The 24,644-nt window shown below is 59.5% G+C and carries 24 protein-coding genes and 4 tRNA genes; 22 read left to right on the plus strand and 6 right to left on the minus strand.

Annotated elements, in window-relative coordinates; translation table 11 throughout:
* Nucleotides 1-132 precede the first annotated feature (132 nt).
* The 16 genes from truA (at nt 133) to M5B44_RS08295 (ending at nt 15,428) form a co-directional block, all read left to right on the plus strand.
* Nucleotides 133-957 carry a tRNA pseudouridine(38-40) synthase TruA gene (gene truA / locus M5B44_RS08220; RefSeq protein ID WP_085712002.1) on the plus strand — a complete coding sequence of 275 codons (825 nt, stop codon included), beginning with the start codon at nt 133-135 and terminating at the stop codon, nt 955-957.
* 64 nt (nt 958-1,021) lie between these two features.
* Nucleotides 1,022-1,636 (plus strand): phosphoribosylanthranilate isomerase, encoded by a 615-nt coding sequence (locus tag M5B44_RS08225; protein WP_039771595.1) that lies wholly within the window; start codon nt 1,022-1,024, stop codon nt 1,634-1,636.
* A 191-nt stretch (nt 1,637-1,827) separates the two neighbouring features.
* Nucleotides 1,828-2,748 carry an acetyl-CoA carboxylase, carboxyltransferase subunit beta gene (gene accD, locus M5B44_RS08230; RefSeq protein WP_248738792.1) on the plus strand — a complete coding sequence of 307 codons (921 nt, stop codon included), beginning with the start codon at nt 1,828-1,830 and terminating at the stop codon, nt 2,746-2,748.
* Nucleotides 2,745-4,052, plus strand: a complete 1,308-nt coding sequence (gene folC / locus M5B44_RS08235; RefSeq protein ID WP_248738793.1) for a bifunctional tetrahydrofolate synthase/dihydrofolate synthase — start codon at nt 2,745-2,747, stop codon at nt 4,050-4,052. Before accD ends, folC begins: the two co-directional genes overlap by 4 nt.
* Complete coding sequence (locus M5B44_RS08240; RefSeq protein WP_248738794.1) at nt 4,036-4,704, plus strand: SPOR domain-containing protein; 669 nt, start codon at nt 4,036-4,038, stop codon at nt 4,702-4,704. The genes folC and M5B44_RS08240 overlap by 17 nt, the downstream gene beginning before the upstream one ends.
* Nucleotides 4,705-4,802: 98 nt before the next feature.
* Nucleotides 4,803-5,363 (plus strand): CvpA family protein, encoded by a 561-nt coding sequence (locus tag M5B44_RS08245; RefSeq protein WP_007956464.1) that lies wholly within the window; start codon nt 4,803-4,805, stop codon nt 5,361-5,363.
* Between the two features lie 41 nt (nt 5,364-5,404).
* Complete coding sequence (gene purF, locus M5B44_RS08250) at nt 5,405-6,910, plus strand: amidophosphoribosyltransferase (protein ID WP_007956466.1); 1,506 nt, start codon at nt 5,405-5,407, stop codon at nt 6,908-6,910.
* Between the two features lie 80 nt (nt 6,911-6,990).
* The gene (locus M5B44_RS08255) at nt 6,991-8,202 is read left to right on the plus strand and encodes an O-succinylhomoserine sulfhydrylase (protein WP_085712007.1); all 1,212 of its coding nucleotides are present in this window, start codon (nt 6,991-6,993) and stop codon (nt 8,200-8,202) included.
* On the plus strand, nt 8,199-8,975 hold the full coding sequence (locus M5B44_RS08260) for an SDR family oxidoreductase (protein ID WP_134826080.1): 777 nt from the start codon (nt 8,199-8,201) through the stop codon (nt 8,973-8,975). The genes M5B44_RS08255 and M5B44_RS08260 overlap by 4 nt, the downstream gene beginning before the upstream one ends.
* 90 nt (nt 8,976-9,065) lie before the next feature.
* Nucleotides 9,066-9,141: transfer RNA gene (locus tag M5B44_RS08265), tRNA-Val, on the plus strand.
* Nucleotides 9,142-9,196: 55 nt separating this feature from the next.
* Nucleotides 9,197-9,273 (plus strand) — tRNA-Asp (locus M5B44_RS08270).
* A gap of 93 nt (nt 9,274-9,366) precedes the next feature.
* A tRNA-Asp gene (locus tag M5B44_RS08275) sits at nt 9,367-9,443 on the plus strand.
* A gap of 409 nt (nt 9,444-9,852) precedes the next feature.
* Nucleotides 9,853-12,684, plus strand: coding sequence for a xanthine dehydrogenase family protein molybdopterin-binding subunit (locus M5B44_RS08280; RefSeq protein ID WP_119427449.1), 2,832 nt, complete (start codon nt 9,853-9,855; stop codon nt 12,682-12,684).
* The gene (locus M5B44_RS08285) at nt 12,677-13,216 is read left to right on the plus strand and encodes a (2Fe-2S)-binding protein (protein WP_039771584.1); all 540 of its coding nucleotides are present in this window, start codon (nt 12,677-12,679) and stop codon (nt 13,214-13,216) included. The genes M5B44_RS08280 and M5B44_RS08285 overlap by 8 nt, the downstream gene beginning before the upstream one ends.
* A gap of 2 nt (nt 13,217-13,218) precedes the next feature.
* Entirely contained in the window at nt 13,219-14,454 is a 1,236-nt protein-coding gene (locus tag M5B44_RS08290) for a c-type cytochrome (protein WP_248738795.1), read from the plus strand.
* A gap of 2 nt (nt 14,455-14,456) precedes the next feature.
* Complete coding sequence (locus M5B44_RS08295; RefSeq protein ID WP_248738796.1) at nt 14,457-15,428, plus strand: XdhC family protein; 972 nt, start codon at nt 14,457-14,459, stop codon at nt 15,426-15,428.
* A 52-nt stretch (nt 15,429-15,480) separates the two neighbouring features.
* Here the strand turns inward: M5B44_RS08295 and M5B44_RS08300 are convergent, their stop codons facing one another.
* The gene (locus M5B44_RS08300) at nt 15,481-16,764 is read right to left on the minus strand and encodes an NAD(P)/FAD-dependent oxidoreductase (protein WP_248738797.1); all 1,284 of its coding nucleotides are present in this window, start codon (nt 16,762-16,764) and stop codon (nt 15,481-15,483) included.
* Nucleotides 16,765-16,948: 184 nt separating this feature from the next.
* On the opposite strand from M5B44_RS08300, the gene M5B44_RS08305 reads away from it, so the two are divergent.
* A tRNA-Val gene (locus M5B44_RS08305) sits at nt 16,949-17,025 on the plus strand.
* 130 nt (nt 17,026-17,155) lie between these two features.
* On the opposite strand, the gene M5B44_RS08310 is transcribed toward M5B44_RS08305, so the two are convergent.
* Nucleotides 17,156-17,407, minus strand: coding sequence for a hypothetical protein (locus M5B44_RS08310; RefSeq protein ID WP_248738798.1), 252 nt, complete (start codon nt 17,405-17,407; stop codon nt 17,156-17,158).
* A 443-nt stretch (nt 17,408-17,850) separates the two neighbouring features.
* On the opposite strand from M5B44_RS08310, the gene M5B44_RS08315 reads away from it, so the two are divergent.
* Nucleotides 17,851-18,306: a DUF2214 family protein gene (locus tag M5B44_RS08315; protein ID WP_248738799.1), complete on the plus strand. Its 456-nt coding sequence runs from the start codon at nt 17,851-17,853 to the stop codon at nt 18,304-18,306.
* Between the two features lie 216 nt (nt 18,307-18,522).
* On the opposite strand, the gene csrA is transcribed toward M5B44_RS08315, so the two are convergent.
* Nucleotides 18,523-18,717, minus strand: coding sequence for a carbon storage regulator CsrA (csrA, locus tag M5B44_RS08320; RefSeq protein ID WP_003179932.1), 195 nt, complete (start codon nt 18,715-18,717; stop codon nt 18,523-18,525).
* A 250-nt stretch (nt 18,718-18,967) separates the two neighbouring features.
* On the opposite strand from csrA, the gene M5B44_RS08325 reads away from it, so the two are divergent.
* Complete coding sequence (locus M5B44_RS08325; protein WP_248738800.1) at nt 18,968-19,336, plus strand: SPOR domain-containing protein; 369 nt, start codon at nt 18,968-18,970, stop codon at nt 19,334-19,336.
* An 87-nt stretch (nt 19,337-19,423) separates the two neighbouring features.
* Entirely contained in the window at nt 19,424-20,335 is a 912-nt protein-coding gene (locus M5B44_RS08330) for a siderophore-interacting protein (RefSeq protein ID WP_248738801.1), read from the plus strand.
* Between the two features lie 54 nt (nt 20,336-20,389).
* On the opposite strand, the gene M5B44_RS08335 is transcribed toward M5B44_RS08330, so the two are convergent.
* The 3 genes from M5B44_RS08335 to M5B44_RS08345 form a co-directional block, all read right to left on the minus strand.
* Nucleotides 20,390-21,079: an endonuclease gene (locus tag M5B44_RS08335; RefSeq protein ID WP_248738802.1), complete on the minus strand. Its 690-nt coding sequence runs from the start codon at nt 21,077-21,079 to the stop codon at nt 20,390-20,392.
* 4 nt (nt 21,080-21,083) lie between these two features.
* Nucleotides 21,084-21,374 (minus strand): DUF1654 domain-containing protein, encoded by a 291-nt coding sequence (locus tag M5B44_RS08340; RefSeq protein ID WP_119427440.1) that lies wholly within the window; start codon nt 21,372-21,374, stop codon nt 21,084-21,086.
* 179 nt (nt 21,375-21,553) lie between these two features.
* Nucleotides 21,554-22,642, minus strand: a complete 1,089-nt coding sequence (locus M5B44_RS08345; RefSeq protein WP_248738803.1) for an asparaginase — start codon at nt 22,640-22,642, stop codon at nt 21,554-21,556.
* A 348-nt stretch (nt 22,643-22,990) separates the two neighbouring features.
* Between M5B44_RS08345 and M5B44_RS08350 the strand changes: the two genes are divergently transcribed.
* Both M5B44_RS08350 and M5B44_RS08355 read left to right on the plus strand, forming a co-directional pair.
* On the plus strand, nt 22,991-23,440 hold the full coding sequence (locus M5B44_RS08350; protein ID WP_248738804.1) for a hypothetical protein: 450 nt from the start codon (nt 22,991-22,993) through the stop codon (nt 23,438-23,440).
* Nucleotides 23,441-23,641: 201 nt separating this feature from the next.
* A complete protein-coding gene (locus M5B44_RS08355; RefSeq protein WP_085712021.1) occupies nt 23,642-24,601 on the plus strand; it encodes a sugar ABC transporter substrate-binding protein in 960 nt (319 codons plus the stop codon).
* Nucleotides 24,602-24,644 lie beyond the last annotated feature (43 nt).

Here is a 24,644-nt window from a genome sequence, read left to right on the forward strand (position 1 = left end):
CAAAACGGCAGCCCATCGAGGCTGCCGTTTTTGTTTGGGTCTGGTATCCCCGGTGCGCCGCCTTATAATGCCCGCCTTTGTAGATCAGCAGGCTGTACCGACTTGGCAAACATAGATAACCCGGCCGCCGAAATGGCCCCCGAAGGCTTTTTTCGCGTCGCCCTGGGCGTTGAGTACAAGGGTTCGCGCTACAGCGGCTGGCAGCGCCAGTCCACGGGTGTGCTCACCGTGCAGGAAACCCTGGAAAAAGCCTTGTCGAAGGTCGCCAATTCGCCGATCTCGCTGCAATGCGCCGGGCGCACCGACGCCGGTGTGCATGCCTGTGGGCAGGTCGTGCATTTCGACACCCAGGTCGACCGCTCACTGAAAGCCTGGGTCATGGGCGCCAACATCAATCTGCCCCACGACATCAGTGTCAGTTGGGCGAAGGTCATGCCTGCGCACTTTCATGCGCGGTTCAAGGCCATTGCCCGGCGCTATCGCTACGTGATCTACAACGATCAGATCCGTCCGGCGCATCTCAATGAAGAAATCACCTGGAATCATCGTCCGCTGGACGTGGAGCGCATGGCTGAAGCCGCGCAGTACCTCATAGGTACCCATGATTTCAGTGCGTTCCGTGCCGGTCAGTGTCAGGCCAAGTCTCCGATCAAACAGATGCATCATCTGCGTGTGACCCGTCACGGCAAAATGATCGTGCTGGACATCCGCGCCAATGCCTTCCTGCATCACATGGTGCGCAATATCGCCGGGGTGCTGATGACGATCGGTGCCGGCGAGCGGCCGCCGGAGTGGATGAAAGAAGTGCTGGAAAGCCGCGAGCGGCGCTCCGGCGGGGTCACGGCGCATCCGTTCGGGCTGTATCTGGTGCAGGTCGAGTACCACGACGAGTTCCCGTTGCCCGAGCGTTTCATCGGGCCACATTTCCTTACGGGTTTCTCGGAACTTGACGGCTGACGCCCTCGAATGCATTTGTTACCATCCGGGACTTTCCCGGATTTGCCTTGAGGTTTTTATCGACATGTCGGCCGTTCGCAGCAAGATTTGCGGGATTACCCGCATAGAAGATGCGTTGGCAGCCGTCGAGGCCGGGGCCGATGCCATCGGGTTCGTGTTCTACGCTAAAAGTCCACGTGCGGTTACGGTGCAGCAGGCGCGGGCGATCATCGCCGCGTTGCCGCCGTTCGTGACCACGGTGGGACTGTTCGTCAATGCCAGCCGTTGCGAGCTCGGGGAAATCCTCGATGCCGTGCCGCTGGATCTGCTGCAATTTCACGGCGATGAAACCGCTGCCGAGTGCGAAGGCTGGCACCGGCCATATATCAAGGCCCTGCGGGTCAAGGCGGGCGATGACATCGCCGCCGCCTGCGATGCCTACCCGAGCGCCAGCGGCGTACTGCTCGATACCTACGTCGAAGGCGTGCCTGGCGGAACCGGCGAGGCGTTCGACTGGTCATTGATTCCGCAAGGCTTGAGCAAGCCGCTGATTCTGGCTGGTGGCCTGACACCGGAGAACGTCGCCGATGCTGTTGCAAGGGTGCGGCCGTACGCCGTGGACGTCAGTGGCGGGGTAGAGGCGAGCAAGGGCATCAAGGATCACGCAAAGATTCGGGCGTTCATCAACGCCGTACGTTGATGTGACGGCTGGCAGACTGCCGCCGTCCACAGCTCTGTAGAAAAGAGGCTGAGGGTCTTTTCGGGTTGTACGCAGGTCAGTTCCGCTGACCCGGCAGTCCATCGATCATCGCCACACATGAATTTAGCTGAAGGGCATACGCGGGGCCGCGAACCAGAGCGTTCGGGCCGCCGGTACTGGAGAAAGAAAGCATGAGCAACTGGTTGGTAGACAAGCTGATCCCTTCGATCATGCGTTCGGAGGTCAAGAAGAGCTCGGTGCCTGAAGGTCTGTGGCACAAATGCCCGTCCTGCGAGGCCGTGCTGTATCGTCCGGAGCTGGAAAAGACCCTGGACGTTTGCCCTAAATGCAACCACCACATGCGTATTGGCGCACGTGCACGCATCGACATCTTCCTGGATGCCGAAGGTCGTGTTGAACTGGGCGCCGACCTGGAGCCGGTTGACCGTCTGAAATTCCGCGACGGCAAGAAGTACAAGGATCGTCTGGTGGCTGCCCAGAAGCAGACCGGCGAGAAAGACGCACTGGTTTCCATGAGCGGCACCCTGCTGGGCATGCCTGTCGTGGTTTCGGCGTTCGAATTCAGCTTCATGGGCGGCTCCATGGGCGCCATCGTCGGTGAGCGCTTCGTGCGCGCCGCCAACTACGCCCTGGAAAACCGTTGCCCGATGGTCTGCTTCTCCGCCTCCGGTGGCGCGCGGATGCAGGAAGCCCTGATCTCGCTGATGCAGATGGCCAAAACCTCGGCTGTGCTGGCACGTCTGCGTGAAGAAGGCATTCCGTTCATCTCCGTACTGACCGACCCGGTCTACGGCGGCGTTTCCGCCAGTCTGGCGATGCTGGGCGACGTGATCGTCGGCGAGCCGAAAGCCCTGATCGGCTTCGCCGGTCCGCGCGTGATCGAGCAGACCGTTCGTGAAAAACTGCCGGAAGGCTTCCAGCGCAGCGAGTTCCTGCTGGAACACGGCGCAATCGACCTGATCATCGACCGCCGCGAGCTGCGTCCACGTCTGGGCAACCTGCTGGCGCAACTGACCGGCCAGCCGACGCCGACCTTCGTTGCCGCGCCGATCGAGCCGATCGTCGTTCCGCCGGTGCCTGCCAACGTATGACCGAGCGCACCCTTGGCGAGTGGCTCGCCTACCTCGAGCAGTTGCATCCCTCGGCCATCGACATGGGGCTGGAGCGTTCGCAACAGGTAGCGTCCCGCATGGGGCTGGGCCAGCCGGCGCCTCGGGTGATTACGGTCACCGGCACCAACGGCAAGGGTTCGACCTGCGCTTTCGTGGCTTCGCTGCTGCGGGCGCAGGGCCTGAGCGTTGGTGTCTACAATTCCCCGCACCTGCTGCGTTACAACGAGCGGGTGCAGCTCAATGGCGTCGAAGCCACTGATGCACAGCTGTGCGAAGCCTTCGCGGCCGTCGAGGCCGGGCGTGGTGAGACTTCCCTGACTTACTTCGAAATGGGCACCCTGGCGGCGTTCTGGCTGTTTCAACAGGCCGGGCTCGATGCAGTGGTGCTTGAAGTCGGTCTGGGCGGGCGTCTGGACACGGTCAACGTGGTCGATGCCGACATCGCGCTGGTCACCAGCATTGGTGTCGATCATGCCGATTATCTGGGCAACACTCGCGAATCCGTGGCCTTCGAGAAGGCCGGGATTTTCCGTCAGGGCAAACCAGCGCTGTGCGGCGATCTGAATCCTCCACAACCTTTGCTGGACAAGGCGCGCGAGCTTGCTTGCCCGTTCTTCCTGCGAGGGCGTGATTTCGATCTCGGCATCACTGATCAATTCTGGCAGTGGCGCGGCACCGGTGCTGACGGTCAGGTTGTCGAGCTGCGGGATTTGCCGCTGCTCGATCTACCGATGGAAAACGCTGCGTTGGCGTTGCAGGCTTATCTGTTGCTCGGTCTGCCTTGGGATGCTCAACAGATTGTTGCGGCCTTGCAGGCAACTCGCGTGGTCGGTCGTCTGGATCGTCGCTCGTTCGAATGGAATGGAAAGCGCCTGAACCTGTTGCTGGATGTCGGTCATAACCCGCACGCGGCGGAGTATCTGGCCCGGCGTCTGGCGGCTCGCCCGCCGGTCGGCAAGCGCCTGGCGGTGTTCGGCCTGTTGGCGGACAAGGATCTGGATGGGGTGGTCGGTGAGTTGAATGCCAGCGTCCAGCATTGGGCGGTGGCACCACTGGATTCACCGCGAGCGCGTCCGGTGGCTGAATTGAATGTTGCATTGCAGAACCTTGGTGCGTCGGTCACGTCTTATGACAGCGTGGCGGCCGCCCTGGAAGGGCAGTGCGCAGTGGCCACCAGCGACGACGAGATCTTGCTGTTCGGATCATTTTATTGTGTCGCCGAGGCCCTTGAATGGCTGGCCCGGCGCTCCACGGAGGAAGCGGCAAATGGCTTTGCTGGATAAAGCGTACAAGCAGCGCATGGTCGGTGCCCTGGTGCTGGTGGCGCTGGCGGTGATTTTCCTGCCGATGCTGTTTTCCCGTCAGGACGAACAGCGTCAGGTGACCGTCGATGCGCCGGCTGCTCCGAAGGCCCCTGCCGTGGCGCAGATTCAGATGGAGACGGTAGCGGTGCCTGAGCCACAGGTTCTGCCTCAGGAGCCGGTGCCTAGCGATTACGAAGTTGCCGAGCAAACGGCGCCAGCGGCACCGGTTGCGCCTGCTGCGCCGACACCGGCTCCAGCGCCGGTAGCCAAGCCAGTCGCGGTTGCTCCGGCACCTGCTCCCGTGACCAAGCCGGCTGCTGCCCCGGCTCAGCCGATCGCCGCACTGTCTGCCAAGCCGGACACCACCCAGAGCCGCGTCGATGCCAACGGCCTATCGGTAAGCTGGTCGGTGCAACTGGCCAGTCTGTCGAGCCGCGCCAGCGCCGAAAGCCTGCAGAAAACCCTGCGCAGTCAGGGTTATAACGCTTACATCCGCTCCGCCGATGGCAAGAATCGGGTGTTTGTCGGTCCGCTGATCGAGCGCGCCGAAGCCGATCGTTTGCGCGATCTGCTGAGCCGCCAGCAGAACCTCAAGGGGTTTGTGGTGCGCTTCCAGCCCGAGCGTGGCTGAAAACTATCACCTCGATTGAAATGCACTGACAATCGCAGCTTACCGACAGCCATGCGCTCTGCTAAAATGCGCCGCCTTATCCGTCTGTAGGCTGCACTGTGCCATTTACCTGGGTTGACTGGGCGATCGTTGCAATCATCGCCATCTCCGCTTTGATCAGTTTGAGCCGCGGCTTCGTCAAGGAAGCACTATCGCTGGTGACCTGGATCATCGCAGGAGCGGTTGCCTGGATGTTCGGTGGCTCACTGTCCGAGTACCTCGCCGGATACATTCAAACACCGTCGGCTCGTGTGATCACGGGCTGTGCCATCATGTTTGTCGCCACACTGATCGTGGGCGCAATGATCAATTATCTTATCGGCGAGTTGGTTCGCGTCACCGGGTTGTCCGGGACCGATCGATTCCTCGGCATGGCCTTCGGCGCTGCGCGTGGCGTGTTGCTGGTGGTCGTGGCGGTCGGGCTGTTGAGCCTCGGGCCGGTACAGCAGGACGGGTGGTGGAAAGAATCACAGCTCGTGCCAAAGTTTCTATTGGTCGCCGACTGGTCCAAGAACCTGATTCTCGGGTGGAGCAGTCAGTGGCTTGCCAGCGGAATCAGCGTACCCGCTGATATTCCGTTCAAGGAGCAACTCTTGCCGTCGGCCAAAACGCCTCAGTGAGTGTTGTTCAGTTCAGATCCATTAAGTAGGGGTTGCGTCGCATGTGTGGCATCGTCGGTATCGTCGGTAAGTCGAACGTCAATCAGGCGCTGTATGACGCGCTAACCGTGCTCCAGCACCGCGGCCAGGACGCTGCCGGTATCGTGACCAGCCATGATGGCCGGTTGTTCTTGCGCAAGGACAATGGCCTGGTGCGTGACGTGTTCCAGCAGCGTCACATGCAGCGCCTGGTCGGCCACATGGGTATCGGCCACGTCCGTTACCCGACTGCCGGCAGCTCGACCTCGGCCGAGGCCCAGCCGTTCTACGTCAACTCGCCGTACGGCATCACCCTGGCGCACAACGGCAACCTGACCAACGTTGAACAGTTGGCCAAAGAGATCTACGAATCCGATCTTCGTCACGTCAACACCAGTTCCGACTCGGAAGTGCTGCTCAACGTGTTCGCCCATGAGCTGGCCCAGCGCGGCAAGCTGCAGCCGACCGAGGAAGACGTGTTTGCTGCCGTGACTGACGTGCACAACCGTTGCGTCGGTGGCTACGCAGTCGTGGCGATGGTGACCGGTTACGGCATCGTCGGCTTCCGTGATCCGCACGGCATCCGCCCGATCGTGTTCGGCCAGCGTCACACCGACGAAGGCGTCGAGTACATGATCGCGTCCGAAAGCGTTTCGCTGGACGTGCTCGGCTTCACCCTGATTCGCGACCTGGCGCCGGGCGAAGCGGTCTACATCACTGAAGACGGCAAGCTGCACACCCGTCAGTGCGCGACCAACCCGTCCCTGACTCCGTGCATCTTCGAACACGTCTACCTGGCGCGTCCGGATTCGATCATCGACGGCGTTTCGGTCTACAAGGCTCGTCTGCGCATGGGTGAGAAGCTGGCCGAAAAGATCCTGCGCGAGCGTCCAGAGCACGACATCGACGTGGTCATCCCGATTCCGGACACCAGCCGCACTGCGGCACTGGAACTGGCGAACCACCTGGGTGTGAAATTCCGCGAAGGCTTCGTCAAGAATCGTTACATCGGCCGTACCTTCATCATGCCCGGCCAGGCCGCGCGCAAGAAGTCGGTACGCCAGAAGCTCAACGCCATCGAGCTGGAGTTCCGCGGCAAGAACGTGATGCTGGTGGACGACTCGATCGTTCGCGGCACCACCTGCAAGCAGATCATCCAGATGGCTCGCGAAGCCGGCGCGAAAAACGTCTACTTCTGCTCGGCCGCTCCAGCTGTACGCTTCCCGAACGTGTATGGCATCGACATGCCGAGCGCTCACGAGCTGATCGCACACAATCGTTCGACTCAGGATGTCGCTGACCTGATCGGCGCTGACTGGCTGATCTATCAGGACCTGCCTGACTTGATCGAAGCGGTCGGCGGCGGCAAGATCAAGATCGAAAACTTCGACTGCGCAGTGTTCGACGGCAAGTACGTCACCGGCGACGTCGACGAGGCTTACCTGAACAAGATCGAACAGGCACGCAACGATGCCTCGAAGGTCAAGACCCAGGCGGTCAGTGCGATCATCGATCTGTACAACAACTGAGTTTCAACCGGCCCTTAGGGGCCGGTTTTGTATCTGGCAAAAGACTTTTATTTATCGAGAACAGGGCAAGGAGTGACAGCATGAGTCAGGAATGGGATGCCGGTCGGCTGGACAGCGACCTCGAAGGCGTAGCGTTCGATACCCTGGCCGTACGTGCCGGTCAGCACCGTACGCCGGAAGGCGAGCACGGTGATCCGATGTTCTTCACTTCCAGCTACGTGTTCCGTACAGCCGCCGACGCCGCTGCACGGTTTGCCGGGGAAGTGCCGGGCAACGTTTACTCGCGTTACACCAACCCGACCGTTCGCTCGTTCGAAGAGCGCATTGCTGCGCTGGAAGGCGCCGAGCAAGCCGTAGCCACTGCGACCGGCATGGCCGCGATCATGGCGGTGGTGATGAGTCTGTGCAGCGCCGGCGATCATGTGCTGGTGTCGCGCAGCGTGTTCGGTTCGACCATCAGTCTGTTCGAGAAGTACTTCAAGCGCTTCGGCGTGGAGGTCGACTACGTGCCGCTGGCGGATCTGTCGGCCTGGGATGCGGCGATCAAGTCCAACACCAAGTTGCTGTTCGTCGAGTCGCCGTCCAATCCGCTGGCTGAACTGGTGGACATCACCGCGCTGTCGGAAATCGCACACGCCAAGGGTGCGATGCTGGTGGTCGACAACTGCTTCTGCACGCCTGCGTTGCAGCAGCCGCTGAAGCTCGGTGCAGACATCGTTGTGCACTCGGCCACCAAGTTCATCGATGGCCAGGGCCGTTGCATGGGTGGCGTGGTGGCCGGTCGTGGCGAGCAGATGAAAGAAATCGTCGGCTTCCTGCGGACTGCCGGGCCGACCCTGAGCCCGTTCAACGCCTGGATCTTCCTGAAGGGTCTGGAAACCCTGAATCTGCGGATGAAGGCGCACTGTGCCAACGCCCAGCAGTTGGCTGAGTGGCTGGAGCAGCAGGATGGCATCGAGAAAGTGCATTACGCCGGTCTCAAGAGCCATCCGCAGCATGAGTTGGCCCAGCGTCAGCAGAAGGGCTTTGGCGCGGTCGTCAGCTTCGAGGTCAAGGGTGGCAAAGAGGGCGCCTGGCGCTTTATCGACGCGACCCGTTTGATTTCGATCACTGCCAACCTGGGTGACAGCAAAACCACCATCACTCACCCGAGCACCACGTCCCACGGCCGTCTGGCGCCGCAGGAGCGTGAAGCGGCGGGGATTCGTGACAGCCTGATCCGCATCGCGGTCGGTCTGGAAGACGTCGCTGACCTGCAAGCCGACCTGGCGCGCGGTCTGGCGGCGTTGTGATCGAGTTGTCCACGCCAAATACGGGCACCCATGGCCGCGTTGCGCTGGTCACGGGTGCCGCTCGCGGCATTGGTCTGGGGATCGCAGCGTGGCTGATCAGCGAAGGCTGGCAGGTGGTGCTGACTGATCTGGATCGGGCGCGTGGTTCCAAAGTGGCGAAAGTGCTGGGTGAAAATGCCTGGTTCATCGCCATGGACGTGGCGGATGAAAGCCAGGTGGCGCTCGGCGTCGCGGAAGTGCTGGGGCAGTTCGGTCGTCTGGATGCGTTGGTGTGTAACGCGGCGGTGGCCGATCCGCACAACATCACTCTGGAAAGCCTGGATCTGGCCTACTGGAACCGGGTGCTGGCGGTGAATCTCAGCGGGCCGATGTTGCTGGCCAAGCACTGTGCGCCGTATCTGCGGGCGCACAACGGGGCGATCGTCAATCTGGCCTCGACCCGTGCGGCGCAGTCAGAACCCGATACCGAAGCCTATGCAGCGAGCAAGGGCGGTTTGCTGGCGTTGACTCATGCGTTGGCAATCAGCCTCGGGCCGGAGATTCGTGTCAATGCGGTCAGTCCAGGCTGGATCGACGCGCGGGATCCTTCTACACGGCGCGCCGAACCGCTGACCGATACCGATCATGCCCAGCATCCGGCGGGCAGGGTAGGGACGGTCGAGGATGTGGCAGCGATGGTGGCGTGGCTGCTGTCGAAGAATGCCGGGTTTGTGACGGGGCAGGAATTCGTGGTCGACGGCGGTATGACCAAGAAGATGATCTACTCGGAATGACATGTTTTTGTCTTTTTGAGAAAAACTTCAATCCTGCTATTGACTTAGGTTCGCTACCTGCGTAAATTTCGCGGCCTCGGAGATGCAAACGGGTGATTAGCTCAGCTGGGAGAGCGTCTGCCTTACAAGCAGAATGTCGGCGGTTCGATCCCGTCATCACCCACCACTCCCCGAGAGACTTGCGAAAGCAAGAGGTAGGCTGAAAGTGCCTCCACCGACGCGCAGCGGTAGTTCAGTCGGTTAGAATACCGGCCTGTCACGCCGGGGGTCGCGGGTTCGAGTCCCGTCCGCTGCGCCATATTCAACGAGTCAGACACTGTCTGGTTCGCGATTGAAAAGCACCGAAGCTTTCAGTCAAACGAGTTACTTGAGCATCAGCTCAAAGCGATACGCAGCGGTAGTTCAGTCGGTTAGAATACCGGCCTGTCACGCCGGGGGTCGCGGGTTCGAGTCCCGTCCGCTGCGCCATATCTGTTTCAAGGACCACTGAACGCCTTGAAACACCGAAAGCAACCGTTGGTTGATTCGGAGTCGATAGCAAAGACCCTGGTCGAAAGGCCGGGGTTTTTTGTGTCTGAAATTTGACCTTTCCCAAATTCCTCCTCTCTTGTCTCGCGACGAATGCGAGTAGTCCGCGCGGCAATATCCTCTGCGTCATCGGGTCGCTGCGATGCAATGCCACATTGATTTTTGATTCTTTAGTCAGATTTTTGTAACTGGTTGTTTGCTGCGAGCGCAGAAACCTTTAAAGTTAACCTTTCGGTCAGCTTTGCACTGTCATCACGCCCTTTGTTTAGCCAAAAAGGGCTTCTGCAAGACTCGAGATTCCCAGTAGATAACCAGAAGGGCGGATCCATAACCGCCCAGAGGATGATCCATGTCCAACCGTGAAATATCCCGGCGCTCGTTCCTTCAGGGCGGGCTGGTGGCGGGTGTGAGCGTTACGCTCACGCCGCTCAGCAGTCAGGCGCTGGCTGCCTTGATGGAAAACAGCGTGACCGTGCCGTCCGAGCAGTGGCTCGGCAATAACGGCAAGGCGCGCCAGCGTAACGATGCCTTGTCCAAGGTCTGCGGCAGCAAAGTGTTTGCCCGCGACATCCGTTCCAAGGACATGCCGGGCTGGCCCCAGCAGCAAGGCCATGCCATGTTGCTGAAAACCATCAAGGCCGACCGCATCTACGACGGCTATGACCTGTCGTGGCTCGGCGCCGATCTGCAGCCTGACCGCATTGTCACTGCGGCCGACCTGGACAAGGACGGCATCGTATTCCCGGAAGAGCACGCGCCGGATCCATTGCTGCCGGAAGGCAAGGTGCCGATGTTCATCGGTCACCCGGTGGCGATCCTGATCTGGAACGATTTCGAGCGTTTCCGCCAGGCCAAGAACAAACTCAAATTCAATGACAAAGCGATTCGTTACGGTGCAAAAGTGCCGTTCTACGAAGGCGATCCCTATGGCAGTTTCCGCTACGTGCGCGTCGGTGGCCCGACATCGGCGGATGAAGACGAGTTCGCCAGCCTCAAGGACTCGATCCTGTTCCCGATGCTGAAAAACCGTCGCCCGGTGTGGAATTCCCAGCCGAACCTGCACGGCAACCTGACCGAGCGTGGCCTGTTCTACGCCGACCGCATGAAGAAAGAGATCGACACTCCGCCGGACAACTGGCTGGTGTTCGACGAGCGCTACAAGACCCCGTCGATCGAACCTGCCGCGATGGAGCCGGACAACGGCAACGGCTGGTACGACCCGGCCACCAAGACCCTGCATTTCGTCGTCGCCACCCAGTGTCCGCTGGAAGCCGCCACCGAGACCGCGAAGATGATCTCGCCGTCGCGCTTCGGTCTGGCCAACCTGAACATGCACCCGGGCTACACCGTCGGTTACGGTTCCAAGGACCACAACATTTTCGTCTACTACGCAGCCCTGGCGGCGTTGTACGGCGCAGGTGTGCCGATTCGCCTGGCCAACGACCGCTACGAGCAGTTCCAGAGCGGCATCAAGCGTCACCCGTTCGACATCCGCTACCAATTGGCAGTGGACAAGACCGATCACAGCTTCAAGATTTTCCGAGCCGAAATGAGCGTCGATGGCGGCGGTCGGATCAACTACAGCCCGTCGGTGGCTGCGGTTGGTGCAACGGCAGCTCAGTCGATCTACTACATGCCGCAGAACGACTTGCAAGTTACCGCTTACCACTCCCGTGGCGTTGAAGCCGGTTCGATGCGTGGCTACGGCACGCTGCAGAGCATGGCTTCCACCGAAATGATGGTCGATGAAATCGCCGACCGCCTCGGTGTCGATGCCATCGATCTGCGCCGCAAAAACGCGCTGCGTTCGGGGATGAAAAACACTCAGGGCGCGATCCCGGCCGGTGCACTGCGCCTGCACGAGATTCTCGACAAGGCTTCGCTGCACGAAGTCTGGAAGAACCGCGACGCGATCAAGAAACAGCGTGAAGCGGCGGATCCGGACAACTGGTACGGCGTGGGCTTTGCCATTTGCCAGAAAGACTTCGGCACCGGCTCCGAAGCGCCGATGGCCAGCATCGAATTCACCGCTGAAGGGCGCATTTCTCTGCGTCACATCGGCATCGAGATCGGCACCGGCATGTCCACTTCGCAAGCCCTGGTAGTCGCTGACTTCCTCGGCAGCCCGGCGCACGACGTGAAGACCGGTGAAACCGAATGGAAGGAAATGCAGCTGGTGACCGCCGGCAATCCTTACATCATGAGCCAGGCCGAGCAGGACAACTTCCTGCGCAACCCGCGCTGGGTCGGCAAGCTGGCGTCGGCCTCGTCGGCAACCAACTCCGCCTACTACTTCAGCCACGCCACCCGTGAAGCGGCGCGCGTGCTGTTCAATCACGGTCTGTGGCCGGCAGCGCTGGAGATCTGGCGTCAGGGCCCATACGGTGGCCAGGCCAACCCTTACGTCGTGCGTCGCGAAGATGCGCATTGGGTCGACGGCAAACTGACTGCCAACGGCATGCAGCCGCTGAGTTTCGAAGAACTGGCCAAGCGTGCTCACGAGCGTGGTCTGGTCACGGCGGCCACGGTTCACGGCTTCAACCGCTGGAGCTGGGCAGAAGCCGAATACAGCATCGACGGCGTGCGCGAGCGTCTGCCGCTGGACGGTCTGGCCGTGAAATACGGTGACGGCGCTCCGAAAGCCAAGAAAGCGCAGATGACCAGCGACGGTTTCCACTTGCTGGATCGGCAAAATATCGCCTATCCGGTGGTTCAGCTGAACAACGCCGCCGTGACCTACTACAGCCCGGTGGCGACGCTGGTCGAGTTGAAGGTCAACAAAGGTTCGGCAGAAGTCGAAGTGCTCAACCATCACTCGTGGTTGGAATGCGGTCGGGTGCTGGTCGAAGAACTGGTTCGTGGCCAGCTCGAAGGCGGGATCGCCATGGGTATCGGTCACGCCTTGATGGAAGAGATGCCGCTGTACGAAGGCGGGCCGGGGGAGGGTGACTGGAACTTCAACCGTTATCGCCTGCCGATGGCGCGCCATGTGGCGGTGTGGAAGCAGACGTCGGAAATCCTGCCACCGCTGTCGCCTAGCGATCCGTCCAAAGGCATCGCCGAAGTGGTGATGATCCCGGTGGTTGGCGCCATCGGCAACGCCGTGGCCCACGCTATCGGCAAACGTGTCCGCGATCTTCCAATCACTGCTGCGCGCATCAAGGAGGCCCTCAATGGCTAACCGTCCGCTTCAACTGACCCTCAACGGTCAATCCGTCGGCCCGGTGGACATCCCTGATGACCTGCCGATGATTGATTACCTGCACGAATACAAGAACCTCACCGGCTCGCGTCTGGGCTGCGGCCAGGGTATCTGCCACGCCTGCGTGGTGATCGTCGACAACCCTGACGGCACCAGCGAAGAAGTGCGCACCTGCATCACCGGCGCGCATTACTTCGAGGGCAAGAAAGTCCGCACCATCGAAGGCCACGCCAAACGCGACGAGCAAGGCCAGGTCACCGAGCTGAACCCGATCCAGCAGCGTTTCGTCGACGAGTTCGCCTTCCAGTGCAGCTACTGCGCACCGGGCTTCGTCAATGCCGCGACCGTGCTGGTGGAAAAGCTGCAACGCCAGCCGATCGTCAAAAGCAAACTGGAACAAGTCATCGAGGACAGCCTCGGCCATCACATCTGCCGTTGCACCGGGTACGTGCGTTACTACAACGCCACCCGCAACGTGCTGACCGATCTCGGCCTGGTCAAGGAGGGTTAAGCATGAAGCGTTTATTGACCCGCCTGACCCTGGCGGTCGGGTTTGCCGTGCCTGTTCTGGCGGCTCACGCGGATGATCAGGTCAAGCGCGGCGAATACCTCGCCCGCGCCGCCGACTGCATGGCTTGCCACACGGCACCGGGCGGCGCACCGTTTGCCGGTGGCCTGCCGATCGTGTCGCCGTTCGGCACGATCTACGGCACCAACATCACCCCGAGCAAAGAGCACGGCATCGGCCTTTACAGCGATGACGACTTCTTCGCTGCGCTCACCGAAGGCAAGCGTCGTGATGGCGCCAACCTGTACCCGGCGATGCCATACACCTCGTATCACTTGATGCCGCGTGCGGATTCGGATGCGATTCATGCGTATCTGAAAACCATCGAGCCGATCGAGCGCGCCGCGCCGGTGACGAGCCTGAGCTTTCCGTTCAACGTGCGTCCGGGTCTGATCGGCTGGAACATGATGTACGGCAAAGCCTTGAAGCTGGAGCCGGCCGAAGGCAAAAGCGACGCCTGGAAGCGCGGCCAGTACATGGTCGAAGTGCTGGGTCACTGCGGAGAATGCCATACGCCACGCGGCTTGCCGGGCGCGATGCAACTGGACAAGCGCCTGACCGGCGGCATCCTCAACGGCTATCTGGCGCCGAGCCTGCTGGCCACTGATCTGGCGGCCCGCGGCTGGAATCATCAGGACCTGAGCACGTTCCTCAAGCACGGCATGAGCGCCCAAGGCACGATGTTCAACGAGATGTTTCCGGTGTTCCACAACAGCACTCAGGGCCTGAATGATCCGGATCTGGCAGCGATGGCGACTTTCCTGCTGGGCGACAAGCCGCCGGCGGCGAAAGAACTGACCGACGTGCCAGTGGAGAAACTCAGTGCCAGTGCCCAGCGCGGCCGTCAGGAATACTTGAACGTCTGCGCCGGCTGTCACGCGGCCGGTGGCGAAGGCAAACCGCACATTGCGGTGGCCATGCGCGGCAATACCACGCTGCGCCTGGAAGATCCGCGCAATCTGGTTCGAGTGATCGAGGACGGTATCGGCGAACAGAAATTCGCCGGATTCGAACACATGCAGCCGATGCCGGGTTTTGCCGACAAGCTCAGTGCCGAACAACTGACCGATCTGCTGAACTACCTGCGTCAGGGTTGGGGCGGTCAATCTGCTGAACTGGCGGTGGGCGATGTGCAGAAGCTGCAGGCTGACGTCCCGTCCATCGAGCACAAGGCGCACTGATCATGCAGCATCTCGATCTGCAGGTTGTGCGTCGGGCGCTGGAATGGTCGACGGCGGGGCAGTGCATCTGGCTTTGCACCGTGCTGACGACCTACGGCTCGGCGCCTCGTGCGCCGGGTTCGCTGTTGGCGGTGAACGATGAGGGGCAGTGGATCGGGTCGCTGTCCGGTGGTTGCGTCGAGGAGGATTTTCTCGAACGCGTCGCTGAGGGTGCGTTTCTCGATGCAATCAACGTCGTGCGTTATGGCGAAGGTGACGATCCGCGTTCGCGGGTCAGCCTGCCCTGTGGCGGCATTCTCGATGTGCTGGTAGAGAAATTTGACGCCGACTGCGATGTGCAGGCGCACCTGCGTGAACTCGAATCGGCGTTGCTGGGACAGCGCCGGTTGATTCGCGAGGTCGATCTGACCACGGGTGCGCGCAGCCTGTTTGCGGATCGTGAACAGGGTGCACGGATCGAGCGTGAAATCGATCGCGTGCGGATCCGCATTGGTGCCGCCCAGCGTTTGCTGCTGGCCGGGTATTCCAGTGTGGCGCAGGCCTGTGCGGAGTTCGCGGTCGGTCTCGGCTTTGAAGTGATTCTCTGCGACCCGCGTGATGAAGTGCTGGAGGGCGTGGTGCTCAATGGCGTCGAGATTCGCCGGCAACTGCCGTCGGTGTTCATTGCTGATGGCGGCTGTCACCGTGATACGGCGGTGGTGGCGTTGACCCACGATCCGCGTATCGACGATCTGGCGATGATGGAGGCTGTTCGCACTGAGGCGTTCTACATCGGCGTGATGGGTTCGCTGCAGACGTCACAGAAGCGCTTCGAGCGGTTGCGGCGGATTGGTGGCTTGGGTGAGGGCGAACTGGCGCGGATTCATGCGCCGATCGGTCTTAACCTTGGCAGCAAGACACCGTCGGAAATCGCTTTGGCAGTGCTTGCGGATATCCTGCGGATTCGTAGCGGGATTACGCGGGATCAACTTTGATCCTTGCTGAATGTAAAAAGGGCCGCTTTTCAGCGGCCCTTTTTTTTGCGTATCAGAAACCGAGCTTGTCGCGCAGTCCGTAATACCACGCGCCCAGTGCGGCAAACGGTGTGCGCAGCAGTTGCCCGCCGGGGAACGGGTAGTGCGGCAGGTCGGCAAACGCATCGAAGCGCTCGGCCTGGCCTCGCAGCGCTTCAGCCAAGACCTTGCCGGCCAGATGTGTGTAGGTCACGCCGTGGCCGCTGCAGCCCTGGGAATAATAGATGTTGTCGCCCAGACGCCCGACCTGAGGCAGGCGCGACAGGGTCAGCAGGAAATTGCCGGTCCAGGCGTAGTCGATTTTCACGTCCTTGAGTTGCGGGAAAGCCTTGAGCATTTTCGGGCGGATGATCGCTTCGATGTTTGCCGGATCCCGTGCGCCATACACCACGCCGCCGCCGAAGATCAGGCGTTTGTCGCCAGTGAGGCGGTAGTAGTCGAGCAAGTAGTTACAGTCCTCGACGCAGTAGTCCTGTGGCAGCAGGGATTTTGCCAGTTCATCACCAAGAGGTTCGGTGGTGATGACCTGAGTGCCGCACGGCATCGACTTGGCTGCCAGTTCCGGTACCAGATTGCCGAGATAGGCGTTGCCGGCAACGATAATGAATTTGGCCCTGACTTTGCCCTTTGGTGTATGCACGACCGGGTTGGCGCCGCGCTCGATGCGCACGGCCGGCGACTGTTCATAGATGGTGCCGCCCAGAGATTCCACGGCAGCGGCTTCGCCAAGTGCCAGATTCAGCGGGTGGATGTGACCGCCGCTCATGTCGAGCATGCCGCCGACATATTGATCGCAGGCGACCACTTCGCGGATGCGGCGCTGATCGAGCAGTTCAAGTTGAGTGTGGCCGAAGCGTTCCCAGAGGCGCTTCTGTGATTCCAGGTGGCCCATCTGCTTGGCCGACAGGGCCGCGAATACGCCGCCGTCCTTCAAATCGCACTGGATATCATATTTGGCAACTCGCTCACGAATGATCCGGCCGCCCTCGAACGCCATCTGCCCGAGCAACTGAGCCTGCTTCGGGCCGACGCTGCGTTCGATCACGTCGATGTCACGGCTGTAGCTGTTGACGATTTGCCCGCCATTGCGTCCCGAAGCGCCGAAGCCGACTTTGGCGGCTTCCAGCACGGTCACGCGAAAGCCATTTTCCAGCAGGAACAGGGCCGAGGAAAGACCCGTATAACCAGCGCCGATCACACAGACATCCGTCTCCACGTCATCCTGCAGGGCAGGGCGTGGTGGTACGGCGTTGGCCGACGCAGCGTAATAAGACTCTGGGTAAGGGGTGTTCGCCATCCTGCAGCCTCTGTTTAATATATTTTACGAGTGCGACGATCCTACCCGAGTTGAAAAACCTCCGCCAGCCACCGGGAAATCTTCTTGCGGAGGGCTGAAATTAAATATTTTGCATATTCATAGGGTTAGGTGAAAAAAAGGTGTTGACACCCCTCCGGAATTCCGTAGAATGCCGCCTCACAGCAGGCACGTAGCTCAGTTGGTTAGAGCACCACCTTGACATGGTGGGGGTCGTTGGTTCGAGTCCAATCGCGCCTACCAAACAAAATCCGCTCTGCTGGGCGGTCTAGAGGGGTTACCGGAAACGGTAACCCCTTTTTGCGTTCTGCGATTTGCAAAACTTTTGCAAAACCTCACTTCAGGACGTCAGTTCAGCGTCCACCTCGACTCGCTATTGCTTTGGCTCTTTGACGGTTTGTTTCGGGCCGCTTGAGCCGGCCGAATCCTTGTCGGTTTCATGCGACTCTGCTCCGGAGTTCGAACCGGATGCCTCTTCTCCTTTTTTGTCGGCCTTGTCTTCCCTGGATTCGGTTCCGCCCTGGTTCACTCCAGGAATGGCTGTGGGCGGGACGGCGGAGCTGGCGAAGGCGAAGCTTGTAGATAAAAGGCCAGCAAGGGTCAGTGCTGCGACTTTTCTGTTCATCGAAAAATCCTCCGTCTCAGGTATCTAATTCTTCGAGAGGGAAATCAGGGTGGGCGTGCGACTTGAGTGACAGGTGGTGCGATTGGTTGGCGGGCAGGAGTGGGTTCTTTACGGTTCTGCTGTCGTCGACCTTAAAAATAATGTGGATATTTAATGGCTTACGATTTTATTGAACCAACCGGTTATCAAAAATACGTTGTTACACACTGAGAAAATCAGTAATATCCGCCCCGCGTTCACCACCACGGTTTATGCATTTTTAAATCCCAAGCTTCCATCAGCTGCTTGGGATTTTTTTTGCCTGCGATTTACCTCTCCTCACGCATTCGTCCCGTCGACTTTCTCAGTCAGCGCTGCCTTTCAGGTGGGCATCGGGCAAGTCCATATTTTTTCGACTACTACTGTCTGGCCGATTTTCATCTCAGTCTGACGGGAGTTCATCAATGCTGGTTCATTGGTTTCTGGCTGCGGTTCACTTGCTGGCATTTGCCCTGGGTTTCTGGGCCGTGCTGACGCGCGGAACGGCGTTCAGCCGCCTGGCTGCCGGGGCGGGTGAGGTAAGGCGGGTTTTGCTCGCTGACAATCTATGGGGGATATCTGCGCTGGTGCTGCTGGTGACGGGCGGTATGCGAGCTTTTGGCGGTTACGAAAAGGGCACCGATTACTATCTGCATCAGCCGCTGTTCCATTTGAAGATGACGCTGTTTGTGCTGATTCTGCTTCTGGAGCTTGCGCCGATGATTACATTGATCAAGTGGCGTATAGGTCTGGCGCGGGGAAATCCTCTCGAGACAGGGCGAGCAAAGGTGTTTGCACGAATCAGTCATGCTGAGGCGTTGTTGCTGGTGCTGATGGTGATAGCGGCCACCGGGATGGCGCGTGGGGTGGCGTTCGGCTAGGCAGGCGCAATTCCCGGCTTTGATTCGGAAACGTCCGACAGCCAGCCATTGAAATGATGGTTAGTATCGGTGGCGAGAAAGGGGGAGGGAATTGCAGCAGGAGGAGAAATAGCCTGCGCCGTCACCAATGAGGTGGGGGGATGGCAATACGGCGCTCGGATCTTTAGCCAGTCATTACGCGAAGGTGAACAGACTGGCTACTGACTGCGAAAGGGCTCAGGGGGTTTGTGGCTTGTCCGGTGCGGTCAGGCCAGCCTGAATGCGCTGGTAAATCTCTTCGCGGTGTACGGCAACGTTCTTTGGAGCGTTGATGCCGATGCGAACCTGTTGGCCGCTTACGCCGAGGATGGTGATCGTAATGTCATCACCAATGTTTATGCTTTCACCGACTTTGCGGGTGAGTATCAGCATGGTCTTCTCCTTGATTGCTTTGTAGGGCACCTGATTCAGACAGTGCAGAGGTCGGTGGTACGTATAGATTAGTGCGAAGTCTCACGGTTTGGGTGCCTCTTTCTGACGCGCAGATGTGGCATTAATTCCCAGCGCGTAACTATACAGGTGCGGCAATCATCAATCTCGTAGTTTTGTGCCCATTTTGCTGGGCTCTGAAAGTATTCGCGAATGTTAAGATCCCCCTTTCGAGAATTCAGAGGGAAGCGTTGTGCGCAAATTGGTCTGGTTGGTCGCAGCACTGGCATTGGCGGGATGTGGTGAAGGCAAGAGTGTGGATGCTCAAAAGCCAAAATCGGTAGCGGTGGCAGCGCCGGCAGTCGTGTCCGGGCCGCAGTGGGATCTGGAGGTGCGCGGCGAAACACCTCAAGCCGTCAGTGATCTGAGCGGCTGGTTGATCGAGCATGCGTTTATTGCCAATGTCATCAAGGATGCCAATGGAAAGACCCGGATCCTGCTGGGGCCATTCAATTCCAAAGCTGAAGCCGAAGTGAAACAGGCTGATGTGAATGCGGCGCTGATCAAGGCGAAAAAGCAGAACATCGAGACGCTGGTGATCGAGCGTACCGCAGCACAGTAAAGATTCCTTTCGGCGGAGCTGACTAAAGGGTGTCCGGTGTGATTCGTTTTTACAGGAGTCACCGAAGATTCTCAGAAGGAGCTCCGCATGGCCTCCGCCAGTCCCTACAAGTTGTTCGACGTTGTTTTACGTCACAAGCATCAGCTGAGTCCGCACCTCATGCGGATTACCCTCGCCAGCGAGGCTGTTGCCGAGATGGCAACCTGGGCGCCTGATCAGCGCGTCAAACTGTTTTTCCCGGCCGCGGACGGTTCGCCAGCCCGGCTCTCTCAGGGTGAGGGTTGGTACGCCCGTTTTCGCTCGATGCTGGCGAATCGACGCCCGGCGATGCGCACCTACACCATTCGCCACTTGCGTGCCGATCGGGGCGAAGTCGACATCGACTTTGTACTGCATGGCGAAACCGGGCCGGCTTCTCGCTGGGCTCTTCGAGCGCAGCCGGGCGAGTCGATGCAGATTCTGGCACCCGATAGCCGGTTTTCGGCCGAGGAGGCGGGTGGTTTTGAATGGAAGCCGCCGCAAACCCTTCAACAACTCTTGTTGGTCGCCGACTCAACGGCATTGCCCGCTGCGATGGGGATTATCGAGGAGCTGGCCGCACTGGTAGAGCCGCCCCGGACCCAGGCGTTCTTTGAGGTCGACAGTGCACAGGACGTGCTCGAGATTCCGGACTGGCCCGGTCTATCGGTACAGTGGTTGATTCGAGAGCAGGAGGGAGCGGCGGTTGCCGGGACGCTGATGGTAGCGGCGGTGCGAAAGGCTGCGCTACCTGTCGACGCATCGACGATCAATCAAGCAGTAGAACTGGCCGACGTCGATATCGATCAGGAGATCCTCTGGGAAATCGCCGAAACCGCCACTGACGGTTTCTATGGCTGGATTGCCGGTGAGTCTGCGGCGGTCATGAATTTGCGCCGATACCTGATCAAGGAGCGCGGTATCCCGCGAGATGCGCTCAATCTGATGGGCTACTGGCGATACAACAAGCCCGGCGGCTGACCACAAAAAAGGCCTCGAGCTTGAGGCGCGAGGCCTTTTCTTTTGCGCGGTCGATCAGCCGCAGGCTTTCATGTTCACCGGCCCGACGAACTCATTGCCGCGCCCCATCACGCACGCCACGCTTTGATTGCGCTGGCGCTCCCAGTCTTGCACCGGGTAAGTCTTGTCCCACGCTTCATACAGTTGGCGATCCTGCTTCGACAGGCGCAGGCCGTATTGTTTGCTCATGTAGAAATAGGTGCGGGCGATCATGCCGCGAATCGAAGGGCGGGGCATGACCTTCTTCGCCTTGAAGTCGACCTGGGTCAGGCAGGAGCCATATTGACCCTTTTCGACCGGTAGCCAGCCATAGCTGAAGTTGCTGCGATCACCGTTGACCTCGCCGATGCTCGGTACCAGGTTGTGCAGGTCGGCTTCGGCTTTCTGGTAGCTCGGGTCATAGCGCGTGCAATTCTTGCGTCCGCCTTCCTGCCAGCACTGGCGCTGATGGCCGAACTCCCAGGCCGGGACAATGTGCTCCCATTCAATGCGGGCGGCGCGCTTGGCATTTTTACGCGGTACATAACCGCAAGCAGCCAGGTCGACCTTGTTTCCCGTGTATTTGCACCCGCAATAAAACTCGGTGGATTGTGGTGCGTACAGCTTCCAGGCGACCTTCTTGGCCTCGGTGAATGTGCGGGGTGCGCCAGCCTGGGCACCCAGGGAAATGAACAGTAAAAACAAAGCAAAAAAACGGACAATCATTGAGTCAATCTTCCTTCGGTACAACCCAGAAAATCTGCACGCCACCATCGTCTCGGTAGGCGAGGGTGACGTTGTCGTTCTCGTCGATCTCTTCCAGCAGGCGCTCCCACTCATCGATCGGTTCATCCGGAAGACGGAAGATCAGAGCGGCTTTGGCTTTTTGTGCGGTGGGGGAGTTGATGATCTTTTGAACGCGCATGCCCATGCGTTCGTAGGCATCGGGAGCATCAGAGGAAGTGGCCACGAGGTTATCCTTATTAAGCTGTACGTGCATACAGTATTTAACTGTAGGCATTTTCGCAACTGCTTAAAAATCAAGAAAATCCTCTGACAGCGGTTTTCCGGTTTTGATGTGGCTCATCCGAATTTTTTGTGCAGGAAAGAAGTAGGGACGGTGTAGGTAATTGCACCACCCGCCAGGGCGGCGAGTGGTGAGGCGGGTGCCCGGCCGAGATCCGGCCGGGCGAGGGTGAATCAGTACTCCCAGAACATCCGTTGCAGCTCTTTGCTGTCGTTGGTTTTGGTCAGGGCGACCATCGCCAGGATGCGGGCCTTTTGTGGGTTCAGGTCGTGAGCCACGACCCAGTCGTACTTGTCGTCAGGCTGTTCGGCGTTACGCAGAACGAAGCCGCCGGCATTGACGTGGGAAGAGCGAATGATCTGAACGCCATCCTTGCGCAGGGCCTGAAGGGCCGGGACGACACTGGAAGACACCGAGCCATTGCCGGTGCCGGCGTGAATGATGGCTTTGGCGCCGGACTGGGCCAGGGCTTTGTAGGCGGTGTCGCCGACATTACCGTAGGAATAGGCGATTTCTACGTCAGGAAGGCTCTTGATGTTCTTGATATCAAATTCCGAATCCATGGTGTGGCGCTTGGCTGGCAAACGGAACCAGTAGGACTTGCCTTCGACCACCATACCCAGCGGGCCCCATGGGCTCTTGAATGCTTCGGTCTTGATGTTGATCATTTTGCTGACATCGCGGCCGGACTGGATTTCATCATTCATGGTCACCAGCACGCCTTTACCGTGGGCCTCTTTGCTGCTGGCGACGGCGACGGCGTTGTACAGGTTGAGCATGCCGTCCGCCGACATGGCGGTGCCTGGGCGCATCGAGCCGACAACGATGATCGGCTTGTCGGTTTTCTCCACCAGGTTCAGGAAGTAGGCGGTTTCTTCCAGGGTGTCGGTGCCGTGGGTGATGACGATGCCATCGACGTCTTTGCTGTCGGCCAGCTCGGATACGCGGCGACCCAGTTGCAGCAGGTTTTCATTGGTGATGCTTTCCGACGCGATCTGCATGACTTGCTCGCCACGCACGTTCGCCAGTTTGCTCAGCTCGGGAATGCCGGCGATCAATTGCTCGATTCCGACCTTGGCGGCCTGATAGGTAGCGCTGTTGGCCGCACTGGCGCCGGCGCCGGCAATGGTGCCGCCTGTAGCGAGCACCACCACGTTGGCCAGTTTGGTCTGGGTTTCGACTTCTTTTGCCTGAAGGGCGGAGGGCAGGAGCAGCATTAGGGCCAAAGCGCCCGGAACCAATGTCTTGAAAGCAGATTTCATTATTTTTCTCTCTAGTAGTGAGACGGTGCTGATGCAGGTTCATCTAGATGCGCCCCGGGCCGATCTGAATGCCAGGGGTGCAGGGAGGGAGCAGGATCTGTACCAGCCGTACTTTGCGTTAGAGAAATGTTTAACCTGATGATTTATATCAATATTTTATTGATTGGCGAGTCCTGGGCTGAATCGTTTATCCGGTATTCCGAACATTGGAGGCTTTCGTGTTCGGCTCTCCGAAAAGGACTACATCTTTTGCAGGACAAGTGAGGTTGCCGGATTTGCATTCTCTGCTAAAGAAAGCTTCCCGCAGGCCGATGGGTGATGAAGGAAACTGGAATTGAGGGAGTTCACATGTCACTGACGATCGGTTTTTCCAATCCCGGTGCTGTCACCATCGGCGGCAAAACCGCAGCTACGATCAATGCGATGAGTGATGCGCAAGCGGACGCTTCTACCGAAGCGCTGGGCGTAGAAAAACCAGAGAGCAATCAGGTCAGGACCGGCGGTCCCGCGCAAGAAGACAGCAAGACTGAAGGGGGTGGCGATAACCTGAGTGTCACCGTCAAGATGTTGTTGAAGCGGATGCAGGAATTACAGAAGCAATTGCAGGAGCAGCAGCAACGACTGGCTGCGGCACAAGCTGCGAGTTATCCGACTCCGGAAGCGAAGTCGCAGGCGGTCATGGCCGTTCAGGGCGAGATCGCCGAAACCAGCGGTGCGCTGCTGGAAGTGTCTGCTGCGCTGGTCAAGGAAATGTCGAAAGGTTCTTCCGCCGGTAACGTGGTCAACACTACGGCTTGAGCACTCAAGGGGCGAATCTGCGGATTCGCCCTACAATCAATACCGATTTCTGATTGTTGACAAACGTGGGCAGGATTCGCATAGTTCGGTCTACGCAAACGTTTGCGCGGCATTTCCGAGACCCTGTTGTCAGGAAGATGCCGATGAAGCTTACGCCAGCGCAAGCGTTGCTCACAATAATCATAAGATCGGAGTGAACCCATGAAGCTGCCATTCGCTGGACGTCTTCTCGCTGTCGCCATGCTGGCTGCCGCGTCCGCCGCACTGCCTGTCTCTTCGGCTTTCGCCGAGTCCCCCGAAAAACCCAAGGTCGCACTGGTCATGAAGTCTTTGGCCAACGAATTCTTCCTCACCATGGAAGATGGCGCCAAGGCGTACCAGAAAGAACACTCCGCCGATTTCGACCTGATCTCCAACGGGATCAAGGACGAAACCGACACGGCAGGCCAGACCCGCATCGTCGAGCAGATGATTCTGGCGAAGGTCAACGCACTGGTCATCGCGCCTTCTGACTCCAAGGCCATGGTGCCGGTGATCAAGAAAGCCGTCGACGCCGGCATCACCGTGATCAACATCGACAACCAGCTCGATCCCGCCGTCATCAAAAGCAAGAACATCTCCGTACCATTCGTAGGCCCGGATAACCGCAAGGGCGCACGTCTGGTGGGCGAGTACCTGGCCAAGCAACTGAAGGCCGGTGACGAAGTCGGCATCATCGAGGGCGTTTCCACAACGACCAACGCCCAGCAGCGTACCGCTGGCTTCAAGGATGCGATGGAAGCCGCGCAGATCAAGGTCGTTTCCCTGCAGTCCGGCGACTGGGAAATCGACAAGGGCAACAAGGTTGCCGCGTCGATTCTCAGCGAGTACCCGGACGTCAAGGCGTTGCTGGCCGGTAACGACAGCATGGCGGTCGGCGCTGTTTCCGCTGTGCGTGCGGCCGGCAAGGCCGGGCAGGTGCAAGTGGTCGGTTACGACAACATCAACGCCATCAAGCCGATGCTGCAGGATGGTCGCGTACTCGCTACGGCTGACCAGTTCGCTGCCAAACAGGCGGTATTCGGTATCGAGACCGCGCTGAAAATCATCAAGGGCGAGAAAGTCGACAGTGGCGCCAACGGCGTCATCGAAACCCCGGTCGAGCTGGTCACCAAAAAGTAGTCCTTCGGCGACACAACGGCGCTCGTCCGTCCGGGCGAGCGCA

This window comes from Pseudomonas sp. MWU12-2029 (assembly GCF_023242425.1).
GTDB lineage: Bacteria > Pseudomonadota > Gammaproteobacteria > Pseudomonadales > Pseudomonadaceae > Aquipseudomonas > Aquipseudomonas kribbensis.

What these genes read in the sequence shown, in the direction of transcription:
- truA (WP_085712002.1), top strand. Translation starts at nt 133, where the DNA reads ATGGCCCCCGAAGGCTTTTTTCGCGTCGCCCTGGGCGTTGAGTACAAG.
- M5B44_RS08225 (WP_039771595.1), top strand. Translation starts at nt 1,022, where the DNA reads ATGTCGGCCGTTCGCAGCAAGATTTGCGGGATTACCCGCATAGAAGAT.
- accD (WP_248738792.1), top strand. Translation starts at nt 1,828, where the DNA reads ATGAGCAACTGGTTGGTAGACAAGCTGATCCCTTCGATCATGCGTTCG.
- folC (WP_248738793.1), top strand. Translation starts at nt 2,745, where the DNA reads ATGACCGAGCGCACCCTTGGCGAGTGGCTCGCCTACCTCGAGCAGTTG.
- M5B44_RS08240 (WP_248738794.1), top strand. Translation starts at nt 4,036, where the DNA reads ATGGCTTTGCTGGATAAAGCGTACAAGCAGCGCATGGTCGGTGCCCTG.
- purF (WP_007956466.1), top strand. Translation starts at nt 5,405, where the DNA reads ATGTGTGGCATCGTCGGTATCGTCGGTAAGTCGAACGTCAATCAGGCG.
- M5B44_RS08255 (WP_085712007.1), top strand. Translation starts at nt 6,991, where the DNA reads ATGAGTCAGGAATGGGATGCCGGTCGGCTGGACAGCGACCTCGAAGGC.
- M5B44_RS08280 (WP_119427449.1), top strand. Translation starts at nt 9,853, where the DNA reads ATGTCCAACCGTGAAATATCCCGGCGCTCGTTCCTTCAGGGCGGGCTG.
- M5B44_RS08285 (WP_039771584.1), top strand. Translation starts at nt 12,677, where the DNA reads ATGGCTAACCGTCCGCTTCAACTGACCCTCAACGGTCAATCCGTCGGC.
- M5B44_RS08290 (WP_248738795.1), top strand. Translation starts at nt 13,219, where the DNA reads ATGAAGCGTTTATTGACCCGCCTGACCCTGGCGGTCGGGTTTGCCGTG.
- M5B44_RS08295 (WP_248738796.1), top strand. Translation starts at nt 14,457, where the DNA reads ATGCAGCATCTCGATCTGCAGGTTGTGCGTCGGGCGCTGGAATGGTCG.
- M5B44_RS08300 (WP_248738797.1), bottom strand. Translation starts at nt 16,764, where the DNA reads ATGGCGAACACCCCTTACCCAGAGTCTTATTACGCTGCGTCGGCCAAC.
- M5B44_RS08310 (WP_248738798.1), bottom strand. Translation starts at nt 17,407, where the DNA reads ATGAACAGAAAAGTCGCAGCACTGACCCTTGCTGGCCTTTTATCTACA.
- M5B44_RS08315 (WP_248738799.1), top strand. Translation starts at nt 17,851, where the DNA reads ATGCTGGTTCATTGGTTTCTGGCTGCGGTTCACTTGCTGGCATTTGCC.
- csrA (WP_003179932.1), bottom strand. Translation starts at nt 18,717, where the DNA reads ATGCTGATACTCACCCGCAAAGTCGGTGAAAGCATAAACATTGGTGAT.
- M5B44_RS08330 (WP_248738801.1), top strand. Translation starts at nt 19,424, where the DNA reads ATGGCCTCCGCCAGTCCCTACAAGTTGTTCGACGTTGTTTTACGTCAC.
- M5B44_RS08335 (WP_248738802.1), bottom strand. Translation starts at nt 21,079, where the DNA reads ATGATTGTCCGTTTTTTTGCTTTGTTTTTACTGTTCATTTCCCTGGGT.
- M5B44_RS08340 (WP_119427440.1), bottom strand. Translation starts at nt 21,374, where the DNA reads ATGCCTACAGTTAAATACTGTATGCACGTACAGCTTAATAAGGATAAC.
- M5B44_RS08345 (WP_248738803.1), bottom strand. Translation starts at nt 22,642, where the DNA reads ATGAAATCTGCTTTCAAGACATTGGTTCCGGGCGCTTTGGCCCTAATG.
- M5B44_RS08350 (WP_248738804.1), top strand. Translation starts at nt 22,991, where the DNA reads ATGTCACTGACGATCGGTTTTTCCAATCCCGGTGCTGTCACCATCGGC.
- M5B44_RS08355 (WP_085712021.1), top strand. Translation starts at nt 23,642, where the DNA reads ATGAAGCTGCCATTCGCTGGACGTCTTCTCGCTGTCGCCATGCTGGCT.